This is a genomic window from Armatimonadota bacterium (assembly GCA_016125185.1).
GTDB lineage: Bacteria > Armatimonadota > Fimbriimonadia > Fimbriimonadales > Fimbriimonadaceae > Fimbriimonas.
This window is the reverse complement of sequence record WGMG01000006.1, coordinates 154,704-176,089: the sequence shown is the minus strand read 5'-3', so window position 1 is coordinate 176,089 and position 21,386 is coordinate 154,704. Positions and strand designations below refer to the sequence as shown.

At 56.4% G+C, this 21,386-nt stretch carries 22 protein-coding genes; 2 read left to right on the top strand and 20 right to left on the bottom strand.

What is annotated here, in order from left to right:
* The first annotated feature begins 15 nt into the window (after nucleotides 1-15).
* Nucleotides 16-510, top strand: a complete 495-nt coding sequence (locus tag GC165_08520; protein MBI1332910.1) for a hypothetical protein — start codon at nucleotides 16-18, stop codon at nucleotides 508-510.
* Here GC165_08520 and GC165_08515 read toward each other — a convergent pair.
* From GC165_08515 to GC165_08425, 19 genes are all read right to left on the bottom strand, one after another.
* On the bottom strand, nucleotides 507-1,079 hold the full coding sequence (locus tag GC165_08515) for a GNAT family N-acetyltransferase (protein ID MBI1332909.1): 573 nt from the start codon (nucleotides 1,077-1,079) through the stop codon (nucleotides 507-509). The genes GC165_08520 and GC165_08515 overlap by 4 nt on opposite strands.
* Nucleotides 1,052-1,288: a hypothetical protein gene (locus GC165_08510; protein MBI1332908.1), complete on the bottom strand. Its 237-nt coding sequence runs from the start codon at nucleotides 1,286-1,288 to the stop codon at nucleotides 1,052-1,054. Before GC165_08510 ends, GC165_08515 begins: the two co-directional genes overlap by 28 nt.
* Before the next feature lie 16 nt (nucleotides 1,289-1,304).
* Nucleotides 1,305-2,606 carry a sugar dehydrogenase gene (locus tag GC165_08505; protein ID MBI1332907.1) on the bottom strand — a complete coding sequence of 434 codons (1,302 nt, stop codon included), beginning with the start codon at nucleotides 2,604-2,606 and terminating at the stop codon, nucleotides 1,305-1,307.
* Between the two features lie 9 nt (nucleotides 2,607-2,615).
* Entirely contained in the window at nucleotides 2,616-3,149 is a 534-nt protein-coding gene (locus tag GC165_08500) for a hypothetical protein (GenBank protein MBI1332906.1), read from the bottom strand.
* Nucleotides 3,150-3,170: 21 nt separating this feature from the next.
* Entirely contained in the window at nucleotides 3,171-4,925 is a 1,755-nt protein-coding gene (locus GC165_08495; GenBank protein MBI1332905.1) for a hypothetical protein, read from the bottom strand.
* Nucleotides 4,926-4,937: 12 nt separating this feature from the next.
* Nucleotides 4,938-6,356 (bottom strand): hypothetical protein, encoded by a 1,419-nt coding sequence (locus tag GC165_08490; GenBank protein MBI1332904.1) that lies wholly within the window; start codon nucleotides 6,354-6,356, stop codon nucleotides 4,938-4,940.
* A gap of 123 nt (nucleotides 6,357-6,479) precedes the next feature.
* Nucleotides 6,480-7,433, bottom strand: coding sequence for a spermidine synthase (locus GC165_08485; GenBank protein MBI1332903.1), 954 nt, complete (start codon nucleotides 7,431-7,433; stop codon nucleotides 6,480-6,482).
* A 4-nt stretch (nucleotides 7,434-7,437) separates the two neighbouring features.
* Nucleotides 7,438-8,544: a serine hydrolase gene (locus GC165_08480; GenBank protein ID MBI1332902.1), complete on the bottom strand. Its 1,107-nt coding sequence runs from the start codon at nucleotides 8,542-8,544 to the stop codon at nucleotides 7,438-7,440.
* Between the two features lie 53 nt (nucleotides 8,545-8,597).
* Nucleotides 8,598-8,804, bottom strand: coding sequence for a hypothetical protein (locus tag GC165_08475; protein ID MBI1332901.1), 207 nt, complete (start codon nucleotides 8,802-8,804; stop codon nucleotides 8,598-8,600).
* 11 nt (nucleotides 8,805-8,815) lie between these two features.
* Entirely contained in the window at nucleotides 8,816-9,685 is an 870-nt protein-coding gene (locus GC165_08470; protein ID MBI1332900.1) for a prepilin-type N-terminal cleavage/methylation domain-containing protein, read from the bottom strand.
* 126 nt (nucleotides 9,686-9,811) lie between these two features.
* Nucleotides 9,812-12,448 carry a hypothetical protein gene (locus tag GC165_08465; protein MBI1332899.1) on the bottom strand — a complete coding sequence of 879 codons (2,637 nt, stop codon included), beginning with the start codon at nucleotides 12,446-12,448 and terminating at the stop codon, nucleotides 9,812-9,814.
* Between the two features lie 617 nt (nucleotides 12,449-13,065).
* Nucleotides 13,066-13,647, bottom strand: a complete 582-nt coding sequence (gene speD, locus GC165_08460) for an adenosylmethionine decarboxylase (GenBank protein MBI1332898.1) — start codon at nucleotides 13,645-13,647, stop codon at nucleotides 13,066-13,068.
* A 303-nt stretch (nucleotides 13,648-13,950) separates the two neighbouring features.
* A complete protein-coding gene (locus GC165_08455) occupies nucleotides 13,951-14,592 on the bottom strand; it encodes an ATP-binding cassette domain-containing protein (GenBank protein ID MBI1332897.1) in 642 nt (213 codons plus the stop codon).
* Nucleotides 14,592-15,743 (bottom strand): FtsX-like permease family protein, encoded by a 1,152-nt coding sequence (locus tag GC165_08450; protein ID MBI1332896.1) that lies wholly within the window; start codon nucleotides 15,741-15,743, stop codon nucleotides 14,592-14,594. Before GC165_08450 ends, GC165_08455 begins: the two co-directional genes overlap by 1 nt.
* A 33-nt stretch (nucleotides 15,744-15,776) precedes the next feature.
* Entirely contained in the window at nucleotides 15,777-16,274 is a 498-nt protein-coding gene (locus GC165_08445; protein MBI1332895.1) for a hypothetical protein, read from the bottom strand.
* Nucleotides 16,275-16,315: 41 nt separating this feature from the next.
* Nucleotides 16,316-17,575 (bottom strand): thioredoxin domain-containing protein, encoded by a 1,260-nt coding sequence (locus GC165_08440; protein ID MBI1332894.1) that lies wholly within the window; start codon nucleotides 17,573-17,575, stop codon nucleotides 16,316-16,318.
* A 63-nt stretch (nucleotides 17,576-17,638) separates the two neighbouring features.
* Nucleotides 17,639-18,622: a gfo/Idh/MocA family oxidoreductase gene (locus GC165_08435; protein ID MBI1332893.1), complete on the bottom strand. Its 984-nt coding sequence runs from the start codon at nucleotides 18,620-18,622 to the stop codon at nucleotides 17,639-17,641.
* A complete protein-coding gene (gene tsaE / locus GC165_08430; protein ID MBI1332892.1) occupies nucleotides 18,619-19,029 on the bottom strand; it encodes a tRNA (adenosine(37)-N6)-threonylcarbamoyltransferase complex ATPase subunit type 1 TsaE in 411 nt (136 codons plus the stop codon). The genes GC165_08435 and tsaE overlap by 4 nt, the downstream gene beginning before the upstream one ends.
* Nucleotides 19,026-19,682 carry an aquaporin gene (locus GC165_08425; protein MBI1332891.1) on the bottom strand — a complete coding sequence of 219 codons (657 nt, stop codon included), beginning with the start codon at nucleotides 19,680-19,682 and terminating at the stop codon, nucleotides 19,026-19,028. Before GC165_08425 ends, tsaE begins: the two co-directional genes overlap by 4 nt.
* Before the next feature lie 183 nt (nucleotides 19,683-19,865).
* On the opposite strand from GC165_08425, the gene GC165_08420 reads away from it, so the two are divergent.
* A complete protein-coding gene (locus GC165_08420) occupies nucleotides 19,866-20,168 on the top strand; it encodes a hypothetical protein (GenBank protein MBI1332890.1) in 303 nt (100 codons plus the stop codon).
* A 117-nt stretch (nucleotides 20,169-20,285) separates the two neighbouring features.
* Here GC165_08420 and GC165_08415 read toward each other — a convergent pair whose 3' ends face one another.
* A complete protein-coding gene (locus GC165_08415; protein MBI1332889.1) occupies nucleotides 20,286-21,383 on the bottom strand; it encodes a hypothetical protein in 1,098 nt (365 codons plus the stop codon).
* Nucleotides 21,384-21,386: the final 3 nt, after the last annotated feature.

Sequence of the window (21,386 nt, the reverse complement as noted above, 5' to 3'; positions counted from 1 at the left end):
CCGTAAAATAGTCCAGTGGAAATCGTGCGGTACAAGCCAGGCGAAGCAATCAGATGGTTTCAGACCGAGGCGGGACGACTCAAGTCGGACGCCAAGGCGAGTGGCCGTGCGGCGACCGAGCCGCAGTCCGTGGACATGCAGGGCATCTCGGAGACGGTGAAAAATGCGGCGAGCGCTGTATTCAATTTAGGGCGAAGCGCCTACGCCGAGATGGCGCATATTCGGGCCAACGCGAGCGAGTTTGTGTTGCTCGACGACCGCATGGACATCGTGTCAGGAACGTCGATCAAGGCGGTTCCCTACTCGTCGGTAAAGAAGATCACGCTGAAGGGCGACAAGGCTCAGTTGATTTTGGATAAAGGGACGTTTACGATCAAGCCCTTCGCTTACATCGTGTCGGGGCCGCTGAAGGTCCCGATTGGCTGGGAGCGCAACGGACTGGAGACGCCGTACCATCTGATCATCGAAGAGTTGGCGGCGCGATGCAATAAGGAAGTCGAGCTGGCTTAGGGCCTCGCCAGAACCATGAATCTTTGGTCAAGATACTCTGCACCAGTTTTGAAATACCTTTCAAAGACTCCGTATGTTTTGAATCCAAGGCTTTCATAGAGACGAACCGCCGGGAGATTGGTCGTAACGACTTCTAAGGTCAGTAATTCAATCTCCAGATTGGAGAAAGCGTCTTCAATCGTCGCCCCGACGAGAAGCTTTGAAAACCCCCGCCCTCGGAATTCTGATGCGAGGTACACCTGCGTGATTTTTCCTCGATGCCGTAGCCGCGAGCGCTCATCGCGAAACCAAGACGTAATACCAACTAAATCGCTACCTTGGAACGCACCAAATACCACGTGGTCGGGGCATTGCGTTTCAATATAAGTTTCAAAGGCCAACTTATCCCTTTTAGACTCTTCCTCATAGGTAGAGCCATAGTTTCCTGGGTCATTTTTCAGGGCATTCAAGCGCACTTCACGATACGCTCTCGCATCGCCAGGAACCAATTTTCGAATGACCACAATACTCGAAATTGTGTCACAACGAATCGCGGGATCGACTAGGGAGGAAAGCCGGAATTCATCCACTGCTGGAACAACGACACCTCGTCCGGCGTGAGCGGCTGGAGCGGCGGTGGCGGCATCTGCGCAGGGCCGTTAGCGGGGTCGATCTGCTCCCATATCGCCGGTGCGTTCATCTTCACATCCTGATAGCTGGTGAGGTCGAGACGCCACATCATCTGCTCCCGCCATGGGTAGAGGAAAGGCAAAATGTCGTTTTGGAAGGAAACACTCATGCTGGTTGACCTTGTTCTAAGTTGAAGAAAAGAGTTCATCTGGCTCGACGCGCCAAACCTTGCCGGAGCCACTTCGGGCATCGACGCCGCGCGGGACCATTTCGAATTCGCCAAAATCCACAATCCAGATGCTTCCATCGACCGGGTTCACGCGAACATCGATCGGGCGGGAGAGTTCGAGATCGGGCAACGGATGAAGCGACCAATCGCTCGGGTCTATTCGGGAGATGTTGCGGCCAACCCGGAATCCGGCGGGCGCCGTCATCGGCTTCTCGTCACCGAAGAGGCAGATGAGCAACTGTCCTGGGTAGGACGGGTCGGTCGAAGGGATTCGGTCGAACTTTGTCGCGGCCGAGTTGACCGGTAGACGCATTAGCGGCGCTTCGGGCGAGGGCAATTCGTCGTGGTTGGCGAGGACGAATTCCAGATCGGCTCCCCGCGTCGGTTTGAATTGAGGGTCGGTTACTGGCACGCCGCCGACGAAGTCCGGCCAACCATACCAAGCACCCTCTTTGATTTCGAAAAGTAGTTCTGGCGCATGTCCGATCGAGCGACTGCCGCGGTCATCTGAACCCTGGTCTGTGGCGATCAGCCGTCCATCGGGCAGAAATCCAAGTCCGTAGGCGTTACGAACGCCCCACGCGACCAACTCCAATTCGCTTCCATCGGGGTTGCATCGCATGATCGCGGCGGTGCATGGCAGGCTGGCCGAAAGGCGAGCTCCCGGCTCGTGCTTGCTTCCAAAGGGCGAAAAAGCGCCGGTCTGGGTTCGGGCGTCGGGCACCGAGGAAAGCGGATCGGGGGTCTCGAAACCTTGACCGACGAGCGTCACGTCCAGGCCCGGAACATCGCAGTTGTGCGGCAAATGCCCCAGCCATCCCAACTGATACGCATCGAGTCCGATGACGCCGAGGTTCGTGAGCGCCCCCTGACTGAAGTAGAGCTTTCCATCCGGCCCAGGCGCGACCATGTTCGTGTGATAGTTCCCCAGGCCAGGCAGGTTATCGAGGATCGTGGTTCGCTCGCCTTCGGGCGTCAGACGGCTGATCCGCCCAGGGTAGCCCCCTTCCGATACGATCAACGCGCCATCCAGCCAGCAGAGCCCGTTGACCGGGTGGCGCAGGTCGGAGGCGATGACCTCACACACACCATTTGGGTGGATTCGCGACACCCGGCCTCCGATGGGCGCGCCATCCCAAGGCAGGCCGGATTCCGCTACCCACGCATTCCCATCCGGGTCGAAGCACAGGCTGGTGGGAAACGAGAGCCTCTCAGCGACGACCGATTTGGAGACTTTTTGGACGGTTGGGGAGTTCATGGCGAGAAGCTATTCGAGGACGATTTTGCAGATAGCCAGACCGATCAGCCAGCACCCAGTTACCATTTCGATTCGAGTCGGGACAAAGCGTCGGACCTTGTCGCCCACGAACAATCCAAGGATGCAGAGCGACACGGCGCTAAGGCCCATTGCTAACGCCGACATGACGACCGATGCGGCATTCGCACCCAAGCCAACACCTGCGGCCAGGTTATCCAGGCTCATCAGAAACGCAAGCGGCACCACGAGCCAGCCTTTTGAAAGGAAGTCCATCTCGCGCTTGTTTCGAAGCGAACGTACCAAGAGACTCAGTCCAACGACCAAGAGCAAACTGGCGGCAAGCCACGGCGCGACTTTGTCTACAGCCAACTTCATTCCATTGCCCAAGAGAACACCGACGACGGGCATGACCATTTCGAAAAAGGCAAAGATGCTCACGACGAGCCATTTCCGACGCCAGGGAATGCCGGATAGCCCGAGGGCCGAGGACAACTGAAAGTTATCGAGCCCAGTGAGGATGCCGAAAAGGAAGACGCTCAGCATGCCGCGTCCCTCCAACCGAGATTACGATAGTAGACCATAGATATTGAGAACTCCTCCAGGAGACGTATTCGAACCAAGGATCAGCGCTCCAGCGACGACATAGTTCCCCCAAATGGCGGGGCCGAGGCAGTAGCCGTAGCCACCATTTAGGCCGCCGGTTTGCTGGCCAATCTGGTCGGACCACAACGGCGTCCCGTCGGAAACCTTATACGCGTAGATCGAAACCCAAGACGTAGTGACGAACACGACGTCGTTGACCACCGCGGGCGAACTGAGACCGCTTTCACCCGGGTTTTGGTACATCGTCGCGCCCACGTTCGCATAGTGGGGCGGATCTTGCGAGTCCAGCGCCCACTTATCTTTGAGCGTGGCCCAGTCAATCACTTTCATGAACGGGGTCGTTTCGCTGTCGATGCCAGGACCTTGAAGATGGTAATTCGGGCCGCCAATACCTATGAAGAGAGTTCCGCTAGGCGGATGCACAGCGGCGGTGTTGAACGGCCCGAAGTAGTTTTCGCCCCAATTCTGGTTAGAGACGTTGTTCGGCACAAGCGGAGCGACTGTGTTTTGCTCGCTCACTGGTGGGTGAGGGTCGATCCTCGGGATTTGGTCGCCGTTCGCCATCCTTGGCAAGAGCGAAGTGACGTTGAGGACCTTGAGCGTCTTGGCGTCGCAGACCATGAATCCGCCGTTCTTACACCCGACGGCCACGACTCGTTGTCCGCTTGGCAATGTGTAGAGGGTCGGCGCTGAGCCGATGTCAACGTCCAAATCCGTCGGACGATAGGCCGTCGATGAGGGCATCTGGGAAAAGGCGACGAAGTTGCCATTCGCGGCATTAAGCGCCATGATGCCCGACGACCAGCCGACCGATGGCAAACCCTGGTCGATATTCGGGTTTGTCGGCGAGGCTGGCTGACCGGTGGTGGCATACAAATACCCAGTGGTGGGATCGTAAGCGATGGCGGACCAAACTGAGCAACCGCGCGTCACCTCGGTCCCATTGAAGACCGTGAAGGGAGCGGGCGGAGTGCCGGTCACCACGCTCGCCGGAAGCTGATTAACCGGATTCGGCTTACCGGTGATGAATTGACAGGTGCAGTAGATCCAAATGACGTTTCCGGTCTTGGCATTCAGGCAGTAAATGAAGCTGTAAAGGTATGGATTTTCACCCTCCCCAATGCCAAGTATCACGCAGGGAGTTTGGACCCCACTGATATTGAGAGTCACCACCAGCGGGCTAGACCAGCCGGCGGCAACCGGATTGTCCGGCGTGCCCGCGGTATTCGTGATCGGTTGGTTATGCGTCGGATCGGCATTGCGTAGGTCCGTCACCCAAACCAGCGAAAGATCGAGTTGATTGAGGCAATACAACTTGGCATTGAAGCCCACGAAGTAGACGAAATTGTTGATGACGGTCGGCGTACAACCCATGCCCGTAAAGCCGTGAGCGTCGCGTTCGTCGATCTCGATGGGCCAGGTGAACGAGGCCATCTGCTCGCCCGTCAGAATATTGATCTTTAGGATGGAGCCACCGATTGAGCCAGGCGCTTTGTGGCTATTGGCCACTCCAACGTAAATGAATCCGTCCACGACGGCGGGCACCGAAAGGATCGGCCCCGAGACGTTGATCGAATTCAGGAGCCCAAAGGTGCTGGAGTTGACGTTGGAGCTGCTGAGGCTGGTGCTCGTGGGCGGAATGTAGCCGGCATGATCGTATCCGCCGTGATACATGAACCAATTCTGCGGGGCCGGAGGCGAGGGAGCGGAAGACATGGTGATTCTTGATTAGTGAGATCGGTTCTGGAGTGACCAGCTAAAGTCGGTGCCCGGTGCCTGGTAGTGGCAACTCATGCAGGAGTTTCCGAAGGTAGAAGCGTCGAGCTTGCTCTGGAAGTAGGTCTCCATCGACGTGTTGGCGCAACCATCGACGGGGAATGCGACCCCACAATCCTTGGGGTAAATGCCTCCGCCAGAGCCATACAACTTGAAGCTGGTATCGTCGGTTGGCCATTGGGTGATGACCAGTTCGTAGTATTTCAGCCAAGCATTGCCGACCGCCTTTTGGTAAAGAGCGTTGAGATCGACGGTGCTGAGACCCTTCGGCGTGGTGGGGATCGGGTTGAACCGAGTGACCTGGACAGGAACGCGTTGGGAGACCGGCAAAGCGCCAGTGCCAGTCGGCTTGTTGGCATAGCCGCGATCAGTCTTTGGCGTACTCGTTCCGTTGTTGAACGAGTACGGGGCGCGGGCGTTCGGCGCACCGGGAACGTTGTCCACCTGCTCGAACGACGACCAAATCCACTCGGAGAAGCCATCGACCTTTTGCGCGATATGCAGGCCGACCAGGCCGAGCTTCATCTTGATGCACTTGCCAGAAACCGGATCGAAGACCGGCTCGTCGATGATGTAATAGCGGCTAGGATCATCGACGGCGGTGATCACCTTCCATGCCGCTTTGATCAGCATCGCTCCGGGAGTCGTCGTATTGCTGATGGGCATCGTCACGGTCCCGCCGCCCTTCATTTCCTGGGTCATCAGGTTCTTCTTCAGGTAAATCCAAGTTGTTGGATCGGAGTCGCTGCCCCGAATAAAGTCGTACTGAGGCTGGTTATAGCGAATCTCGTACAGCGCGTAGTTCTTCTGCTGATCGACCAGGGGCACCGAGAAAGCCTCGTCGATGTCGCCGGTTAGGCCCTTGCCGTTGGGAAGTGTCGCGCCCTTCGCCAAACCGAAGACGTGGGTCATGGAATGGGCAGACGGGCACGGGTTGATAGGGTCGTCAAAGGAGTTCCACGGACTTGGACGGTTATTACCCTGGGCGAAAAGGTCCCACTGATTCTTATAGCTAACCCACACGATCGGGGTCGTGTTCTTCATTGTCAGGAGCATCGCCGGGTCGTTCGGATTGGCCGGAACGCCACGCTTCGAGGTATTGGTCGGCCAGCAGAGGGCGATAAAAGACTGCCAACTGAACTGGTCAAAGAATGGTCGGTTTTCTTCCGGCGTCTTGGTCGGGCTCGCACCGGTCACTTCGGTCGGTACGTTGCCGGAAAGTTTGGGAACGATCGGGCCAGTGGCCGTGGGGGGCGGCGCATTGGTCGTCAGAACCGCGCTCGACGTCGCATCCGAATTGTTACAACTGGCGACTAAGAGCCCGGCGCTTATAACAAAGAGACTCCAAGAGTATCTTCCCCACTGTTTCATTTCAACAACCAATGGTCGACGACCACGATTGTCAGCCGTCAACGGCTAACCATACCACCTTTTGATAAAAGGTGGAAGTATTTCGATATAACGACTTTTTAAGAAGTCCCTAATTTCCTGGGGTTATGCCGTCCAAACAAACGGCTCGGCATCGGTGAGGATTCGACCGCTGGTCTTCTGAGCTTCAACCAGATATTCCGGCAAGGTGAAGCAGGCGTGGTGGAAGCGACCGGTGTAGTAACGATTCTTGACGCCGCGCTTGGCAAAGCGATCTTCGATCTCGGCAACCGTCAGGGCCATTGGGTCGTGCTTCTTCGACGCGAGCACGAAGCCCCACGGCTGGAAGAAGGTGGACACGATACCGTAATAGCCGTATACATAGGGGAAAACGTCTTTCATACTCTCCAGCGTCTCAATGCAGGAGACCATGCATTCGGGGTAGTTCTCGTTGGCCGAGCCCGCCTGCATGGCGAACACGCCATCCTCGCTCATCGCGTCGGCCGCGATTTGGAAATATTCCTTCGTAAACAGGAATTGGCCCGGGCCATCCTCATGGGGGTTGGGCAGGTCGCTCAGGATCACGTCGAATCCTGCGCCCTTGTGGTCAACCAGCCATTGCCGTGCGTCGGTGTGGAGGAGGGTGGTGCGAGGGTCCTCGAACGCGCCCTGATGCCACTCCGGCATGTGCTCCTTCACCATATCGACCAATTCTTCGTCGATATCGACCATGATGGCCTTCTCGACCGTGTTGTGCTTCAGCGCCTCGCGCAGGGTCGCGCCCTCGCCACCGCCACAAACAACGACGGACTTGGGGTTGGGGTGAAGCGTCATGGCCGGCTGGCTCATACACTCATGAAAAACGTACTCGTCCAGAATGGACGTTTGGATGTTGTAGTCCAGGAACAGGGACTTGCCGAAGCGCGGGATGTCGCAGATTTGGTAGGTCTGGTACTGCGTCTTTCCCTCGAGGATCATTCGCTCGACTCGGTACTGCCAAATGGCGGCCGAAGTGTGGGTCTCGTTGATGAAAATTCCTGTTGCGTCGCTGGACATTTTTAACCTCGGATATTGTGACATAGATTCATGGCAGGGTTAGGCTCTTGGTGGCCTCCTCCAGCATGTTGTAGAGAACTTCGTTGTCGTTGGGCCCGTTGCCCCGACGATAGTTGACGGACGCGGCGTAAGTCAGGCTGTTTTCATGGACCTTCATGACGGTGACGGCGCCGATGTAGCTGCCGAAAAGCGTGTAGTCCCACCCTTCGCCCGGGAACACGCGCTGGAAAAAGTCGGCCAGCTCGTTAGTAGGGACAACCCAGCCACCGGCGCCCTGAAAGATGTTCCAATGGAAGGCGTCCCAGGTGGCCAAGGAGCGGGTCGAATAGTAGTCCGGCTCGGTCGGACGCTTGTCCGTCCGGCTGGCGGTCGTGACGAACCAATGGTCCGGCTTGACGACCGGAGCGATGACATTTTCCTTCACAAACGTCTCATACGACTGGCCGGAGACGATTTCAATGATCTGCCCCAACAAGGCGTAGCCGCAGTTGGAATAGATCTCAGTCTTGCCGGGGTCGGCTTCGAGCTTTCGGCTGAGGATGACACCTAGGACCTGCTTGGTGTCGAGGGGCTGGGTCAGGCCCATCTGTTTGATGGTGTCGGCAGACGTATAGTCGCCGATATTGAGGCCGGCTTCAAGCCCCGACTTATGGTCGAGTAGTTGTTGAATCGTAACGTCTTTTAGCCGCGGGTCGGGTTGGGTCAGGGGAACAATCCCGCCCTTTTTGAGGATCGGCATGATCTTTTCGTCCTTGTCGAGGCGACCGTCTTCGATGAGGATTTTAATGGCGCTTTGGGTCAGGAATTTGGAGACGCTGGAGATGCGGCTCGCCATGCTGGGTTCGAAGGGACTTTGTGTGTCGACATCCGCGTAGCCAAACCCCTTCGAATAGACTTGCTTTCCTCGGTAATACACCACCAGCGCACCGCCGGGCGCACCAACTTTCCGCAGATAATTGGTCATGATCTTGTCGTAGGGTGCGGCAAAGTCCTGCCCCTCGCCCTGAATGGGAATAGAGGCGTCACCCCATGAAAATCGACCGATTTCTTCGGGTGAGGTGCGCTTGTCCTTAGAAATGGTTGGACCTGGGCCAGTCTGCAACGAAGCCAGCAAGCAAAGAAGTAGCGCGCTCACGACTCTAATTTACCGTCGATATCCCCATCCAGATGCCGGATGGGGATGTTCGATTACTTCGACTTTTGGCCGCTCGAAGTGGGCGGTCCGTCGTTGTCTGCACCCGAGCGGGCGCGTTCGTGGGCCTTCTTAAAGGCGTCGATCTTGCCAGGAGTCCAAGTGGTAGTCGACTGGGAAATGGTCTGCTTCTCGGCCGCCGTTGGCTCGGGAGAAGGTTCGTTGCTTCCGCACCCGATGAGGAGGGCGGAAGCAACGATCATCAATGCCAGGCTTAGTTTGGCCACCAAACGACTCCCGCCGCTTCTGGGTAGGCCAGGAAGTCGCGGCACAACCAACCTTTTCCAAGCGGGAATCCATCTCGCGGGAACGGGTTAATCAGCGCGTCTGGATCGGCACAGTAACCATTTACTCGGTCATCGAAATTCTTTGGAGAAGCGATCCAAGTGCCGGAGGCTCCGCCGATATACCCACCCTTATAAGCAACGCTCTTTGCGTGGCCATCGGCGAAGGAAGAAACGATATTACCGGTGAAGTAAATGTCGTTGTTTCGAGCGCCACCCGGGTAGCTATCGAAGAACCAGTCGATGCCGCCCATCGTTTGGCGAGGCGTATCGTACGAGTTGCCAAATGCGAACAGCTTGGCGGGGTTGGCCATCTGCGAGTTGGACTTTCCGGTATTGTAGCGTCGGCCGCCGCGACCGCCGCAACCCTGAACGAGGCCTCCGTCAGTGCATCGCTCTTCATTCAGCATGGCCTCAGCGCCGCGGATTTCGTAGCCCCAGTTGTAGCCGAAGTCGTTCCGGTTGTAGCTATAAGTGCCGTCCGAGTTGTTCGTCGCCTTATCGAAGTTCGGGCGATAGCCAATCCAGATCTGCATATTCTTGATGTAAGGCTGCATCGTGGCGATCGGGTCGCCGCCATGGTTGACACCATCGCCGCCGTCGTAGACCGAGGGGAAAAGGTCGTCGTTGTCGGACGAGTACAGCATAGACGCAGTACCAATATTCTTGGCGTTGCTAAGGCACGCAGTCTTTTTAGCCGCAGCCTTTGCCTGGGCAAAAACCGGGAATAGGATCGCAGCAAGGATGGCGATAATTGCAATAACTACAAGTAGCTCAATTAGTGTAAATGCTTTTCGCATTTGGTTCCTCCAAGGCATCATGTTACTGATGCCGTATTAAAACTCCGTTAGTTTTGCGTTATCCTTCTGTTGTTAATATTGTTAAGACTCGAACTATATGCCTAAGTCTGTCGTCAAAGCTTGGCCTTAACCGCTTCTGTTCTTCCGTTGGCGATCAAGCCACTCGAACCACTCCTTGCTGTCCATCTTTTCGCTAGGCATCGAGCGCCGTTTCTTGAACTCGGGGTCGTCAGGATCGAGGGTTGCTTCCGGCTTAAAAATGCGCCGGTCAGAGTCGACGTGGGTATACGGCGTGAAGTCGGGCTTATCGGTAAACATGTCGTCGAGGGGCGTAGCCACGGCGTCGAACATATTGTTCGGTCCCAGGTTGAAGATCGAGTAGATCGACTTGATGATGCTCATGATGCTCCCATGAACATGCGAGACGTAACTGTGCTTGGCGTAGGGACTGATGCAGAGAACATAGCTTCGCTGTCGATCCACATGGTCATAGTCGCCGCCAGCATCGTCCTGGGTAACGAAAATCGCCATGTGCTTCCACTCTGGCGTGTGCGAGAGGTACTCGACGATCTCGCCAAGGGCGAGGTCGTTATCGGCGAGGAAGCTGCTCGAATAAGGATAGCCAAACTCTGGCTTGGGTCGCGTGCCATGGTCGTTGCAAAGCGCGACGTTAAGGAATTGAGGCAACGGCTTCCCTTTCTGCCGGTATGTCTTGTCGATGTCCTCCTTGAACCAATCCACGCGAGCGATGTCAGGGATATTCATGTTGAAGATTGGAAACTCTCGGCAAGTGTTGTCGAAGAGAACTTTCGGCATGGGGAAATTCACTTTTTCGGCCGCCCCGGATCGTGAAAATGGCTCACCCTCGTCGGTATCGGCAAACTCAAACCCCTCGCCGTAGTTGCGAAAGCTAATATTGTTTCGACCCAAGTGCTCCCACATCGATCCGTTCTCTAAGTAGTCCTCGGGAATTTGACTTCCGTTCGATCCGAAACTGATTAAACGGCCTTTCGCATCGTTTTCGGCTTTGAAGTTCCAACCCGAATAGTAGATGCGCGAAGTCCATAGACTAGCGTAGTCGCCCACCAGCCAGCGGTGTCCCGCACCGGACGCGCCGACCTCCATGTAGAAGTTATCGGAGACGCCAAATTGCTCGGCAAGTTTGATATGGTTGGGCATCACTTGGTAGGTTTCGTCGCCCTTCTTGCGATTTAGCCAACCATGGAGCCCATGCTCGGCGTAGTCTGGTTCGCCATTCGCCCCCTTAAGCTCGCCAAAGATGCCATCGAACGTGTGGTTCTCCTTGGTGATGAAAACGACATGCGTGATCTCCTTCGGAAAGGCCGGTTTGCGGCGAATTGGCATCAATCCGTTGTTGCGAAGAACGGTCTGGGTCGGGGCGGCAAAAGCGGTCGGCACTTTGAATTCGGTAACGAGCCCGGGCAGGAAGTCCTCCATCACAGGACCAGGGAGCGGCATGGCGAACCGCTCATCGTCCGGCTGACGAAATTCCTTCGGACCTCGGGGCCCGATGCCAACACCGTAACTGCTAGCGACCAGCAAAGTGCCGCGCTTTTCCGACGGGGTGACGGCAATCGGCCAGTCGCCGGCCGGGAGGTAGCCGGCGACGGCAAACGTTTTGGCGTCAATTACCGCCACCGCGTTGAGCCCGGTGGCGCAGACGTAAATCTGCTTTTTGGAAGGGCTGTAGGCAATGCCGGTCGGCATCACGCCTCGGTACTGCTTCAGCAAAGGCTGGGGCGTAAACTTGACCGTTCGTAGCAAACGACACGACTGATCGAAGACCTGAAGCGTATCATTATTAGCATTCGTGACTAACAGCTTAGACCCAGCAAATGTGAGCGCGTTCGGAGCGCTTCCGCCGACCGACTTTCCTCGATCGGCCTGAGCGTGGATGAGAATGCCAGTCTTGACCTTCTTATCGGCCACTGGCTTCCTTGAATTTCCCAGGTCGTAACGCCAAATGGATTGTGCATCGGGAACTTGCGGACTACCTAGCCCGTCGACGTCTTGACCTTCGGTGTGGACCCCCTTTTCGGACTCCTTGCTCGGAAAGCCGAACGGCGGGAACTTGAGTCCCCTCGGATTGCCTTCCCCGTCTTTCGGCTTTCCAACCAGCGAATAGTCAAAGAGACCGATATTGGCGATGTAAAGATGCTGCTCGTCGGGGCTCAGGACAATCGCATACGGCTGGCGACCAGCCTTCGCGTCGCTGGTAACGGTTCCCTTTTCGAGGTCGATGGTGACGACCCGCTGATAGGCGATATCGAGCGCATAAACGACTTTTCCGTTCTTGGTAATGGCGAGATCGACGATGAAGGGCACATCGTGCTTCTCATCCTTGATAGAGATCCGCTTTGTGATCTCCCAGGTCTTTGGATCGTAAACCACCACGTCACCCGACTCGCCACCGCCCATCACAAATTTGGTTCCGTCCTTGGTGAAGCAGCCGCAGATCGATCCATCCTTGTAGCCGACGATCTTCTGCTTTGGCTTTTCTTGCGTGAGGTCCAGAATGCTGAGGCCGCTGTCGTGGATACCGACCGCCGTCTTTTCGTCGGGCGAGAGTTCGACCCGCCAAAGGTTTTCCTGGGTGTACATGCGCCGCCCCATCGGAGTCAGCAAGCGTCCGTTGGGCAGAACCGTCTCGCCACCGTAGACGATTTTGGCAAAGCGGGAGCCGGCGGGGGCTTCGAAGTAGGGGCCTTGAGCCAACGAGATGGCGGCGAGCAAACTCAGCACGGGAATAGATTAATGCCTCGGGGTGGTCTTCACCTGCATGGGCAAATCATTAATGACCAAACCTTAATGCTCGCCAAGTCGTACAATTAGTGAACATGTCACTTCCCGCAGTCAACCAGGATTCTGCCAATCTACGAAGCTTGGCGATTGGATTCAAAGTAATTGGCACTTTGTATGCCTTGGGAATTCTGATCGGAGCCCTTAGCTTTCTACTTTTTCCTTGGCTTATGAGCCTTCAAGCAGAATCGGCACGACTTTCGGCGGGCACGGCTGATCCAGGCTTTTCCGGCCCTCCACTGGCAACGAGTGCGTTTGCGCTAGGATTTGGAATTCTGTTCATTCTTTGCTCAATCGCCCTAGCAACCCTAAGCTTTTCTACGGCCCGATCGATGGATCAGCGACGAAGGTGGTCGCTTTGTTTCGGAGTGTCCATCCTATTCCTGCTCTTTCAACCTCTGGGCTTGATCCTAGGGATTATGTCACTCGTTGTTTTGAACCGTCCAAGCGTGCGGGCCCAATTCACAAGCTAAGACCAAATTCTCGCGAAGAGCAGTCACCGCCGCGCAACAAAAAAGCCCCTTCAAGTCGCTTGAAGGGGCTTCGCGGTTCGAGTTCGCTTAGCGCTCGACTTCGCTTCGGGTTCCGCGTCGCACGACGAGGAACTTGATTCGCTCGGGCTGGAATCGCTCTTTCAGGAGTTCGACCGCGCGTCGGACCTTGACGGTGCCGCCGCAGTAGAACAGGTCCACAGCCGCGTAGCCATGCTCTGGCCACGTGTGGATGGTGTAGTGCGACTCCTGGATGATCACCGCGCCGCTGACGCCGTACGGCTTGAATTCCTTGAAGCATTCGGCGACGATGGTCGCCTCGGAGACGCGCGCGGCGTCGACCATGGCCTCGCCAACGGTGTCGTCCTTCTCAAGCGTCGCGCCATTGCAGCCGAACAGCTCGATCAGCAAATGGGAGCCCAGCGACGGTTCTTCGCCTAAGCGGAACGGAAGTCCTTCAGTGTCCTTATCCAGCCACTCGTTGAAGGCCTCTTCGTCGTCGCACTGGATCATGGTCCAGCCTTCTTCGTTGATGATGCGCGGCGGTGCGGACACCTGCATCGGCTCAAATTTAGGCTTGCCTTCCACAAGACGGCGAAGCCATCCCATGAAGCCGAGCTTCTCGGGATCAGCAGCGAGAGCGGCAGTCATTAGACTGCTAACGAAAATGATCGGTAGGTTCGACAATCACACTTTCCTCTTTTTCTTGACCGTGCGCAGACACAAGATTGCTCTTGCGCGGAAAACCAGACGAGATTGGGACGATTTGAATCGAGCGACCTTGTGCGATTGGTTCTAGCACCTCGTTGAGCCTCCCCGGTTGCCATCCGTCAGTCTCATCTCTTCGTCTAAGTTTTCGCCTTTTGTGGATTTGACTCCACAGAAGCCACTCGGTTACCCGTGTGACGCAATTCAAAAATATACCACGTCGGGGGCCTCTGTCAACTCAACAACTTAGTTTCTCGTAATTGTTCCGTCATTAATTACGAGCACCCGATCCGATCCGTTGAGCATCGCCGGGTCGTGGGTCACCATCACCAGCGAGCCGCCCTGGCGGTGCCGGTCGAGCATCTGAACGACGAGTTCACCGTTGTGATGGTCGAGGGCTGCCGTCGGTTCATCGGCAAAGATAACCTCGGGTTCATTGATGAGCGCTCGGGCCACGCAAACCCGCTGCCTTTCGCCTCCGCTTAGCTCATGAGGGAAGCGGTTCATCTTCTCTTCGAGTCCTAGGTCCCTCAGAAGGCCCCGGGCTCGGTCGATCGATTTCGGCGCGGTGGTGAGTACGTTTTCGAGGGCGGTCAGGTACCCCAGGAGATAGGGTTGCTGGAACACGAATCCAAACTTCCGAAGCCGGAGATAGGCGCGCTCGTCGTCGTCCATCGCCTGGAGGTCTTGACCACTAAAAGTAACGGTTCCCCGGGTCGGATTCTTGAGGCCGCTCAGCAAATAAAGGAGCGAACTTTTCCCCGAGCCACTAGGTCCAAGGATCCCCACAAACTCGCTCGGTTGGATAGCAAGATCGATGTCTCGACAGGCAAATACCTCCCGGTCGTGGTCGTGGTAGATCAGCGAGACGCCTTCGGCGGCGATCATCAGACGATCCTCCTTTCGACGACCGCCACCGGATCGAACTTTCGGAAACGGAGCCAGATCGTCGCGAGAGCGATGATGAGGATGGCGAACGGAACGGGAATGGTGTAACCGAGGGCCATCGGATCCGAGACGTCGAGGGCGAACGCGTGAGGGTCCATCAGTTGGTGCTTAAGGACCATTAGGAGGACTCGACTCACGATGAGGCCGAGAACCCACCCTCCCATGATGACGATAACCGACTCCGACAAGACGCGCCAAAATAGCTGCCGTTTAGTCAATCCGATGGCCTGGAGCAGGCCGAACTCCACCAGGCGCTGGGTCTGGTAGATGTTCATCAGCATGCCCATCATGATCGAGATGACGAGGACCAATATGCCAATGACTGCGTCAATAATGCTGTACAAAACCTCAAACATTTCCTGGCTTTGTTTCTCAATTTCGTGATAGGCAAAGAGCTGGGCAAACTTCCCTTTCATCTTCTTCACCGCCCACTGGTCGTAGGTCTTCTGCTGGGCGGGGTCCTTGGTAAAGATAAGCGCGAAGTCGATGGGAATCGGCTGAGTATCGGCGAAATACTTCTTATTGGAGACCATCAGCCAGCGGTCGGTCTTCAGTATGCCGACGAGCTTCACGGGTTGGCGAGAAAAGTTGTCGGAGTCGTCCGGCTTCAGAATGATGCTCCCAAGGTGAGCCCCAAGGTTCTTGGCGACCGGCTCACTCACCATCATCTCCGGCTTGCCGTCGATTGGCTTCCGCCCCTCGATGCCCTGAACATGTTGGCGCTTAAGATAGTAGTCCAGGTCGTCAGAATCGAAACCCATCACCGCGAACGGCCACTTGCCAACGATGCTCTTAACCTGAGCTCCGCTACCTCGGCAAAGGATGACGCGATCGATCGGAACCGGCGGATTGGTCGTCAGTTCCTTGACAAAGACCGGCGTCAAGGTCGGATCGAGCCGAGGCGACACGCCCAGGAACGTATCCGTATAGCGATAGATCGTGCGGATGCTTAGCGGGATCGAGTTGATGAGGGCGATGATGCTCTGGACCAGCATCACCGCCAGCGAGATGACCGCAAGCAGGGGGACCGTTTTCCCCGTATTGCGGCGCAGAAAGGTCATCGGCGCCAACGGACGGGTGATGCGGATCATCGATACAATGCTACTACGCGAATTCCGCCGAACCTATTTCGCGCCCGAGTCGCCCCAGACCTTCGACGTCTTGTCGATATCGGCCGAAAGCTTTTCCAGGCATCGCTTCAGAATCGCCGACGAGACGTCTCGGTTGTCGATCGCCTCGGCCGCCATCAGATTGTTTTTCGACGTTATATAAAAGAATGTGGGCTGCAGATTGGCGTTTTCCTTTAACAAGTCCTCATGCTTCTTGCTCGGATTATTCTCGCCCAGAAACACGGTCAGCCATATGTAGTTGGTGCTAGGGCTGATCTCCAATCCAATTGGCACATCGAGGTTCGCCGTCTTCGTCTTGATCTCGTACTTTTCTTTGCCCTCGGTTTCATTCAAAACTTTGACTTCATAGCCGAGGCCCTGGGCCATGTTGCGAAGGGTCAGGGCGGTGAGCTTATCGGCTGGCGCTCCCTGCTTGGGCTCCAATTGTTGCCCCATGTTGACGCCGACCGTCAAGCCCAAGACGGCCGCAACAGCATATCCGAAAATCCTCATGATCTAATTGACGATTATACGCGGTTGCAGGTGTCGCGACTTTATTTCCGGTAGCGGAGAAAGACCTCGTTGCCGATCGGCTGGCAACTAACCAGCGTGTACTTTTGCACCCTCTCCCTCGGGAGCGGCGTGCCGCCGGCATAGGTTGGGGTGTCGTCACCCAGCTTAATCTTGGGAGCAAGAGTGAGGAAAAGCTCGTCGATGAGTTCAAGCTCCAGCAGTTGGGCGTTGATCTCACTGCCGCCGAGGACGTTGAGAACCTCGATGCCATGCTCCTTCAACTGGCGCAGGGCGTCGACCCAATCGATCTGCTCTTCGCCCGCCCGGATGATGGTCACACCAGGACGATCATCGATCTTGGCATGGCCAGACGTCAGCACGAATGGCTCACCTTTGGTGAGGAACTGCGAGTCCCACGGCACATTGCCGCTCCCCGTCACCACGACTCGTTTGGGGGTCTTGGGGTCCCAGTTTCCGCCGGTAGCCCGCAGACTGTTGGCTCCCATCAGGATTGAGTCGGCCTTGCGCTCCAGGCGGTGCATCAGGAAGTGGTCGGTCTTGGTTCCAAGGTCGCCCACCGGCTCGTTCCGCTCACCGGTGATGATCTTGCCATCGATGGTCGTCACCATGTTGATGAAGGTGTAGGGGCGGTTCTGATGAGGGTTCTCGTAGCGGATGTCCGCGTAGACGCTCGTCACCGGCTCCTCGCCCGCCAGCTCGGCGATGGCCTTTCTCAGGACCGAATAAGGCTGTTCGGCAAGGCGTTGTTCGCCAATGTAAAAGGTCGGGACGTTGTAGACGCCGTTCGCATGCGCATCGTCGTCGAAATCGACGATGTTCGCCTTGAACTGCTTGGTTTCGATCGCATTAGCCAGCGCATCCAAGTCCTTGATGATGCCCTCCGCTAGTTGCAATATCACGCGCGGCCGGTTGATCTCACGCCCTTCCTTCCAGAAGGCGTCGTACAGGCGTTCGATGAAGGCATCCTGCACGCCCTCGGTCTTGGCGTATTCAGCCGCCTGATGGGCATTGAACGACCGCATCTTCGGCGGCTTGGGCACCAACGGCAGTTCTAGGCCATCAGCGGCAAGGAGAAAGCGAAAGCGGGACAGAAGCGGCGGCTTGTTGGGTGGCTCGGTTTTGGACTCAGATGGCAAATCCTCCATCCACTCTGGCAGTAGCTCGTAACCGCGCCATTCGATCTCGATGTCGAATTCCTGTCGGAGCTTCCGAATCTGCTCGATGGCGACCCAACACCAGGGGCAAATAAAGTCGTGAGCAACAGGAATCTTGATCGCCATATCTGAATTGTTTCCTACGCGAGACGGGCGGAAATCAATTCATAGTGCCCAGACCTAACGAAGTTAGGAAACGCCAACGGTTTCCTTTCGCTTCGTCGCCTCGTAGGCCCGCAGGGAAACCGACACAGCCGCCAGCCCGTCCTCCAGGGTGACGGCGATCGGCTCGTCGTCGAGAACGCTTCGGATGAACGCTTCCACCATCGCGCCGTCCAGGTCGCTCCCATAACCGGCGAGGCCGTGGCTGACCTTGGCGTCATTGCGATAAAGGTCGATTCCCTGCCCGAACATATCGAGGTTGAGCACCCCGTCGTCGCCCACGATCTTCATCGTCACGTCGCCCCAAGTCTTAAACGACGGCGGGCGAGACCAGGACGAATCCAGGGTGGCAAAAACGCCGCTCGGGTACTCAAGCGAGACCATCGCGGTGTCGTCCCACACCTGGCCGTACATGTTATTCCCGATCTGAGCGTAGACCGAACTCGGCTCCTGACCAAGGAGGTCGCGCAGAAGATCGGCCACATGGACAACGTGGTCGATCATCGCACCGCCGCCGCTCAGCGACGGATCCGTGAACCAACGTCCTGGGCAGGTACCTCGGTTGGTAGCGTTGATGGCGCGGATCTCTCCCACTTCGCCGCTCTGAACGCGCGCCCGCAGAGCTTGGTAAGCCGGCGAGAAACGGCATGGGAAAGCGGTCATGAATTTGACGCCATTGTCACTGACCGCCCGCCGAACGACGTCGAACTCCTCGCGTTTCGCGACAACCGGCTTTTCGCAGATAATCGGTTTCTTGGCGTTAGCGCACGCCTGAATGTGGGTGGCGTGCTTGTTGTTCTCGCTCGAAATCGCCACGGCATCGCATTCGTCGAGCAGGTCTTCCAACTTGGCGAAAAATCGAAGTCCGCGATCGGCGGCAAACTTCTTTCCTCGCGCCGCATCGTCGTCCCAGACGCCGCTGACCGTCGTTCGCTCGTGGTTGGCAAACTGGTGCGCATAGCTCGGCGTGTGGACGTGGGCGGCGCTCACCAACCCGATGCGAAGACTCATAGATTGATGTTACTCAGTCGGACCCGTCGCCCGTCGCCCTCGAAGACGATGGAAATCCGCTTCGCGTCGTCCAGATCAACGACGCCCTCCAGCGCCTTTGGCCACTCCACCAGGCATACATGCGATTCGAGATAGTCCTCGATGCCGGTTCCCGCAGTATTGGCCACGCGATACAGATCAGCGTGCAGGACCGGCGGCACCGTGTCGTAAACCGAGAAGAGATTGTAGGTGGGTGAGCGCACCGCATCCTTCCACCCCAATCCGTGCAGGATGCCTCGAATCAGCGTCGTCTTGCCTGCCCCAAGTTCTCCCTCGAAGAGAACCAGATCGGCTTCCACAAACATTCGAGCTAGGCGTTCGCCTAGCTCGAGCATTTCTCTTTCAGATCCGACGAAAATTTCCGTCATTCAGTTGATTGTGGGGCCAGAACCTTATCGTAAAGCACCGCCCCCAGCACGGCGCCGAGGATTGGACCGACGAAATAGATGACGACATTGCCGAGATTCTCCTGCGTTACCAAAGCGGGGCCGAGCCAGCGCGACGGATTCATCGCGCCGCCAGTCAGCGGACCGATGGCGAGGATGTCGAGGGAAATAGTCAGCCCGATCAGAAGACCGCCCATCTTCGGTGCGCGCTTGTCAACGGCGGTGCCAAAGATGACCAGTAGAAAGAAGAATGTCGCGATGGCTTCGAGCACGATACCGTTCACCATGGTCAGGTTGGGCGCAAGAACGGGAGTCCCGCCCGAAACCACGTCTTTGCCAAGCCCTGAGCCCAGGACGGCGAGTGAACCGCACACGGCCCCAATGCATTGAGACACGATGTAGGCAATGCCGTCGGTCATTTTGATCTTGCCGGTCGCGATGAAGGCGCAGGTAACGGCAGGATTAAGGTGCCCGCCACTGATGGCAGCAAAGGCAGTGACAAAAACGGCGATGATAAGACCATGACAAAGAGCGGGGACGACAAGATTCCCCCCTGAATTGTGAATTGAAAGGATTCCTCCATAACAGAGAGCGAACGGGCCAATAAACTCAGCGATGAGTGCCTTTTTGTTCATGATGATAAAAGGACGAAATAGGCCTCTATATTGCCGCCTTCGTGCCGAAAATCTATATGAACGTTCATATACTGGCAACAATGACAGTTATTCGGCGTCCGAAAACTTAGGCTAGGCATTTTGATGATCCGAATCGCGTATACTTCCGTTCGGCGCAGATGCCACTAGGAGCAGAAAACAACGATGTTTCGAAGACTCTACTGGGTAAGTGAGCAGGTCTATTCAGACGGCACTTCTTCCGTTAACGGCGTATATACTTCCATCCCCGATCTCGTCCATTACGGACTCCGATTTCCCGAGCAGGGCCAACTTCGGCTCACGCTCACCAAGCTCGACTCAAACAAGGAACCTCTCGGTTGCTGGCTTTCGCCGAATTTCGAGGGTCTCGAAGCGGCAATGATGCCGTATCTGAAGACAGAAGAGTTCTCGAGCGAGCATGTCCGGCTCTTAATCACGAGCCTCGTGGGAACCAACGTGGCAGCCTAAGGTAATCCAGTCACGCAGGCAAGCGGTCATCCTGAACAGGATGGCCGCTTTGTCTTTATGAAGGCATGAAAAAAGCCCCCGGTGTCGGGGGCTAATGGTTTGGATTCTTTGTTCGCCTTAGTTCTTGGCTTCGGCGTTGTTGTCGGCGGGAGCTTCGCCCTTGTTTGCACTGCCGGTGCCGTTCTTCATATCGGCTTCCTTCAGGGTTCGCGAGAGCTGGTCAAATCGCTCCTTCAGGCCTGGCTTCGTGATATTGATTTCGGCCTGCTTGCGCATGTCGAGGAGTCGCTTGTCGAGGTCGACCGCAGCGGCGCCTTTCTGCTCGGCCAAGCTTCGCTGAATTTCGGTCTTCATCCACGGCTTAACTTCAATCTTGCCGGCCGGAGTCTTCTTCTCGACGTGGAACTTAACCCAAGTCGCGCCATCTTGCAGCCATTCACTGGTGCCGTTCTCGTTGAGCTTATCAACGACCTGCTTCAGACGATCCGGGAATCGAGTGTAGTCGCGGGTTGGGTACTGCGGTGAGGTCTGGGTGGAGTACTGCTTGGAAACGACGCTAAAGGTTTGGCCGGATTTGAGGTCGGCATCGACCTTGGGCTTGTCGTCGGCGTTCTTCAGGGTGATCCACGTCAGATCGACCATCGGAGGAGTCTCGAACTGCTTGGGGTTGTCCTTGATATAGGCGTCGACCTGCGCGTCGCTGATGTGGATTCCCTTGCTGAGCAGGTTGTGTCGGCAGAGCGAGATCATCAGCTCGTTCTTGATTTCAGAAAGGGTCATTCCCTGAGCCGTCAGAGATGAAACAAAGTCGGATCGCTTGGTGGACTGGAACTCCAGTTCCTTGTTGATGTCCTCGTCGGTCGGAAGGACGTTTTCCTTCTTGGCCATTTGGAGGAGCAATTTCTGGTTGACGAGGTCGTTCAGCGCCTGGAAGTTCAGCGGTTGGGCAACGGTGGCCTGGACTGGACCTTGCTGACTTTGGACCAACACCTGAACCTTTCGTTCCAGGTGCGAGATGTACTCATCCTTAGAAATTGGCACGCCGTTGACGATCGCCATGTTTTCACCGCTGGAACTGCCGCCTTTACATCCCACGAGGGCAAAAGCTAGACCGAGAATCGAAATTGTCGAGATCAGAGATTTGTGCATTAAAGAATCCATTCTCCTAGTAAAAATACCTATGCTCATGGTACCCGTCGGGCGAACATCAGACATTCC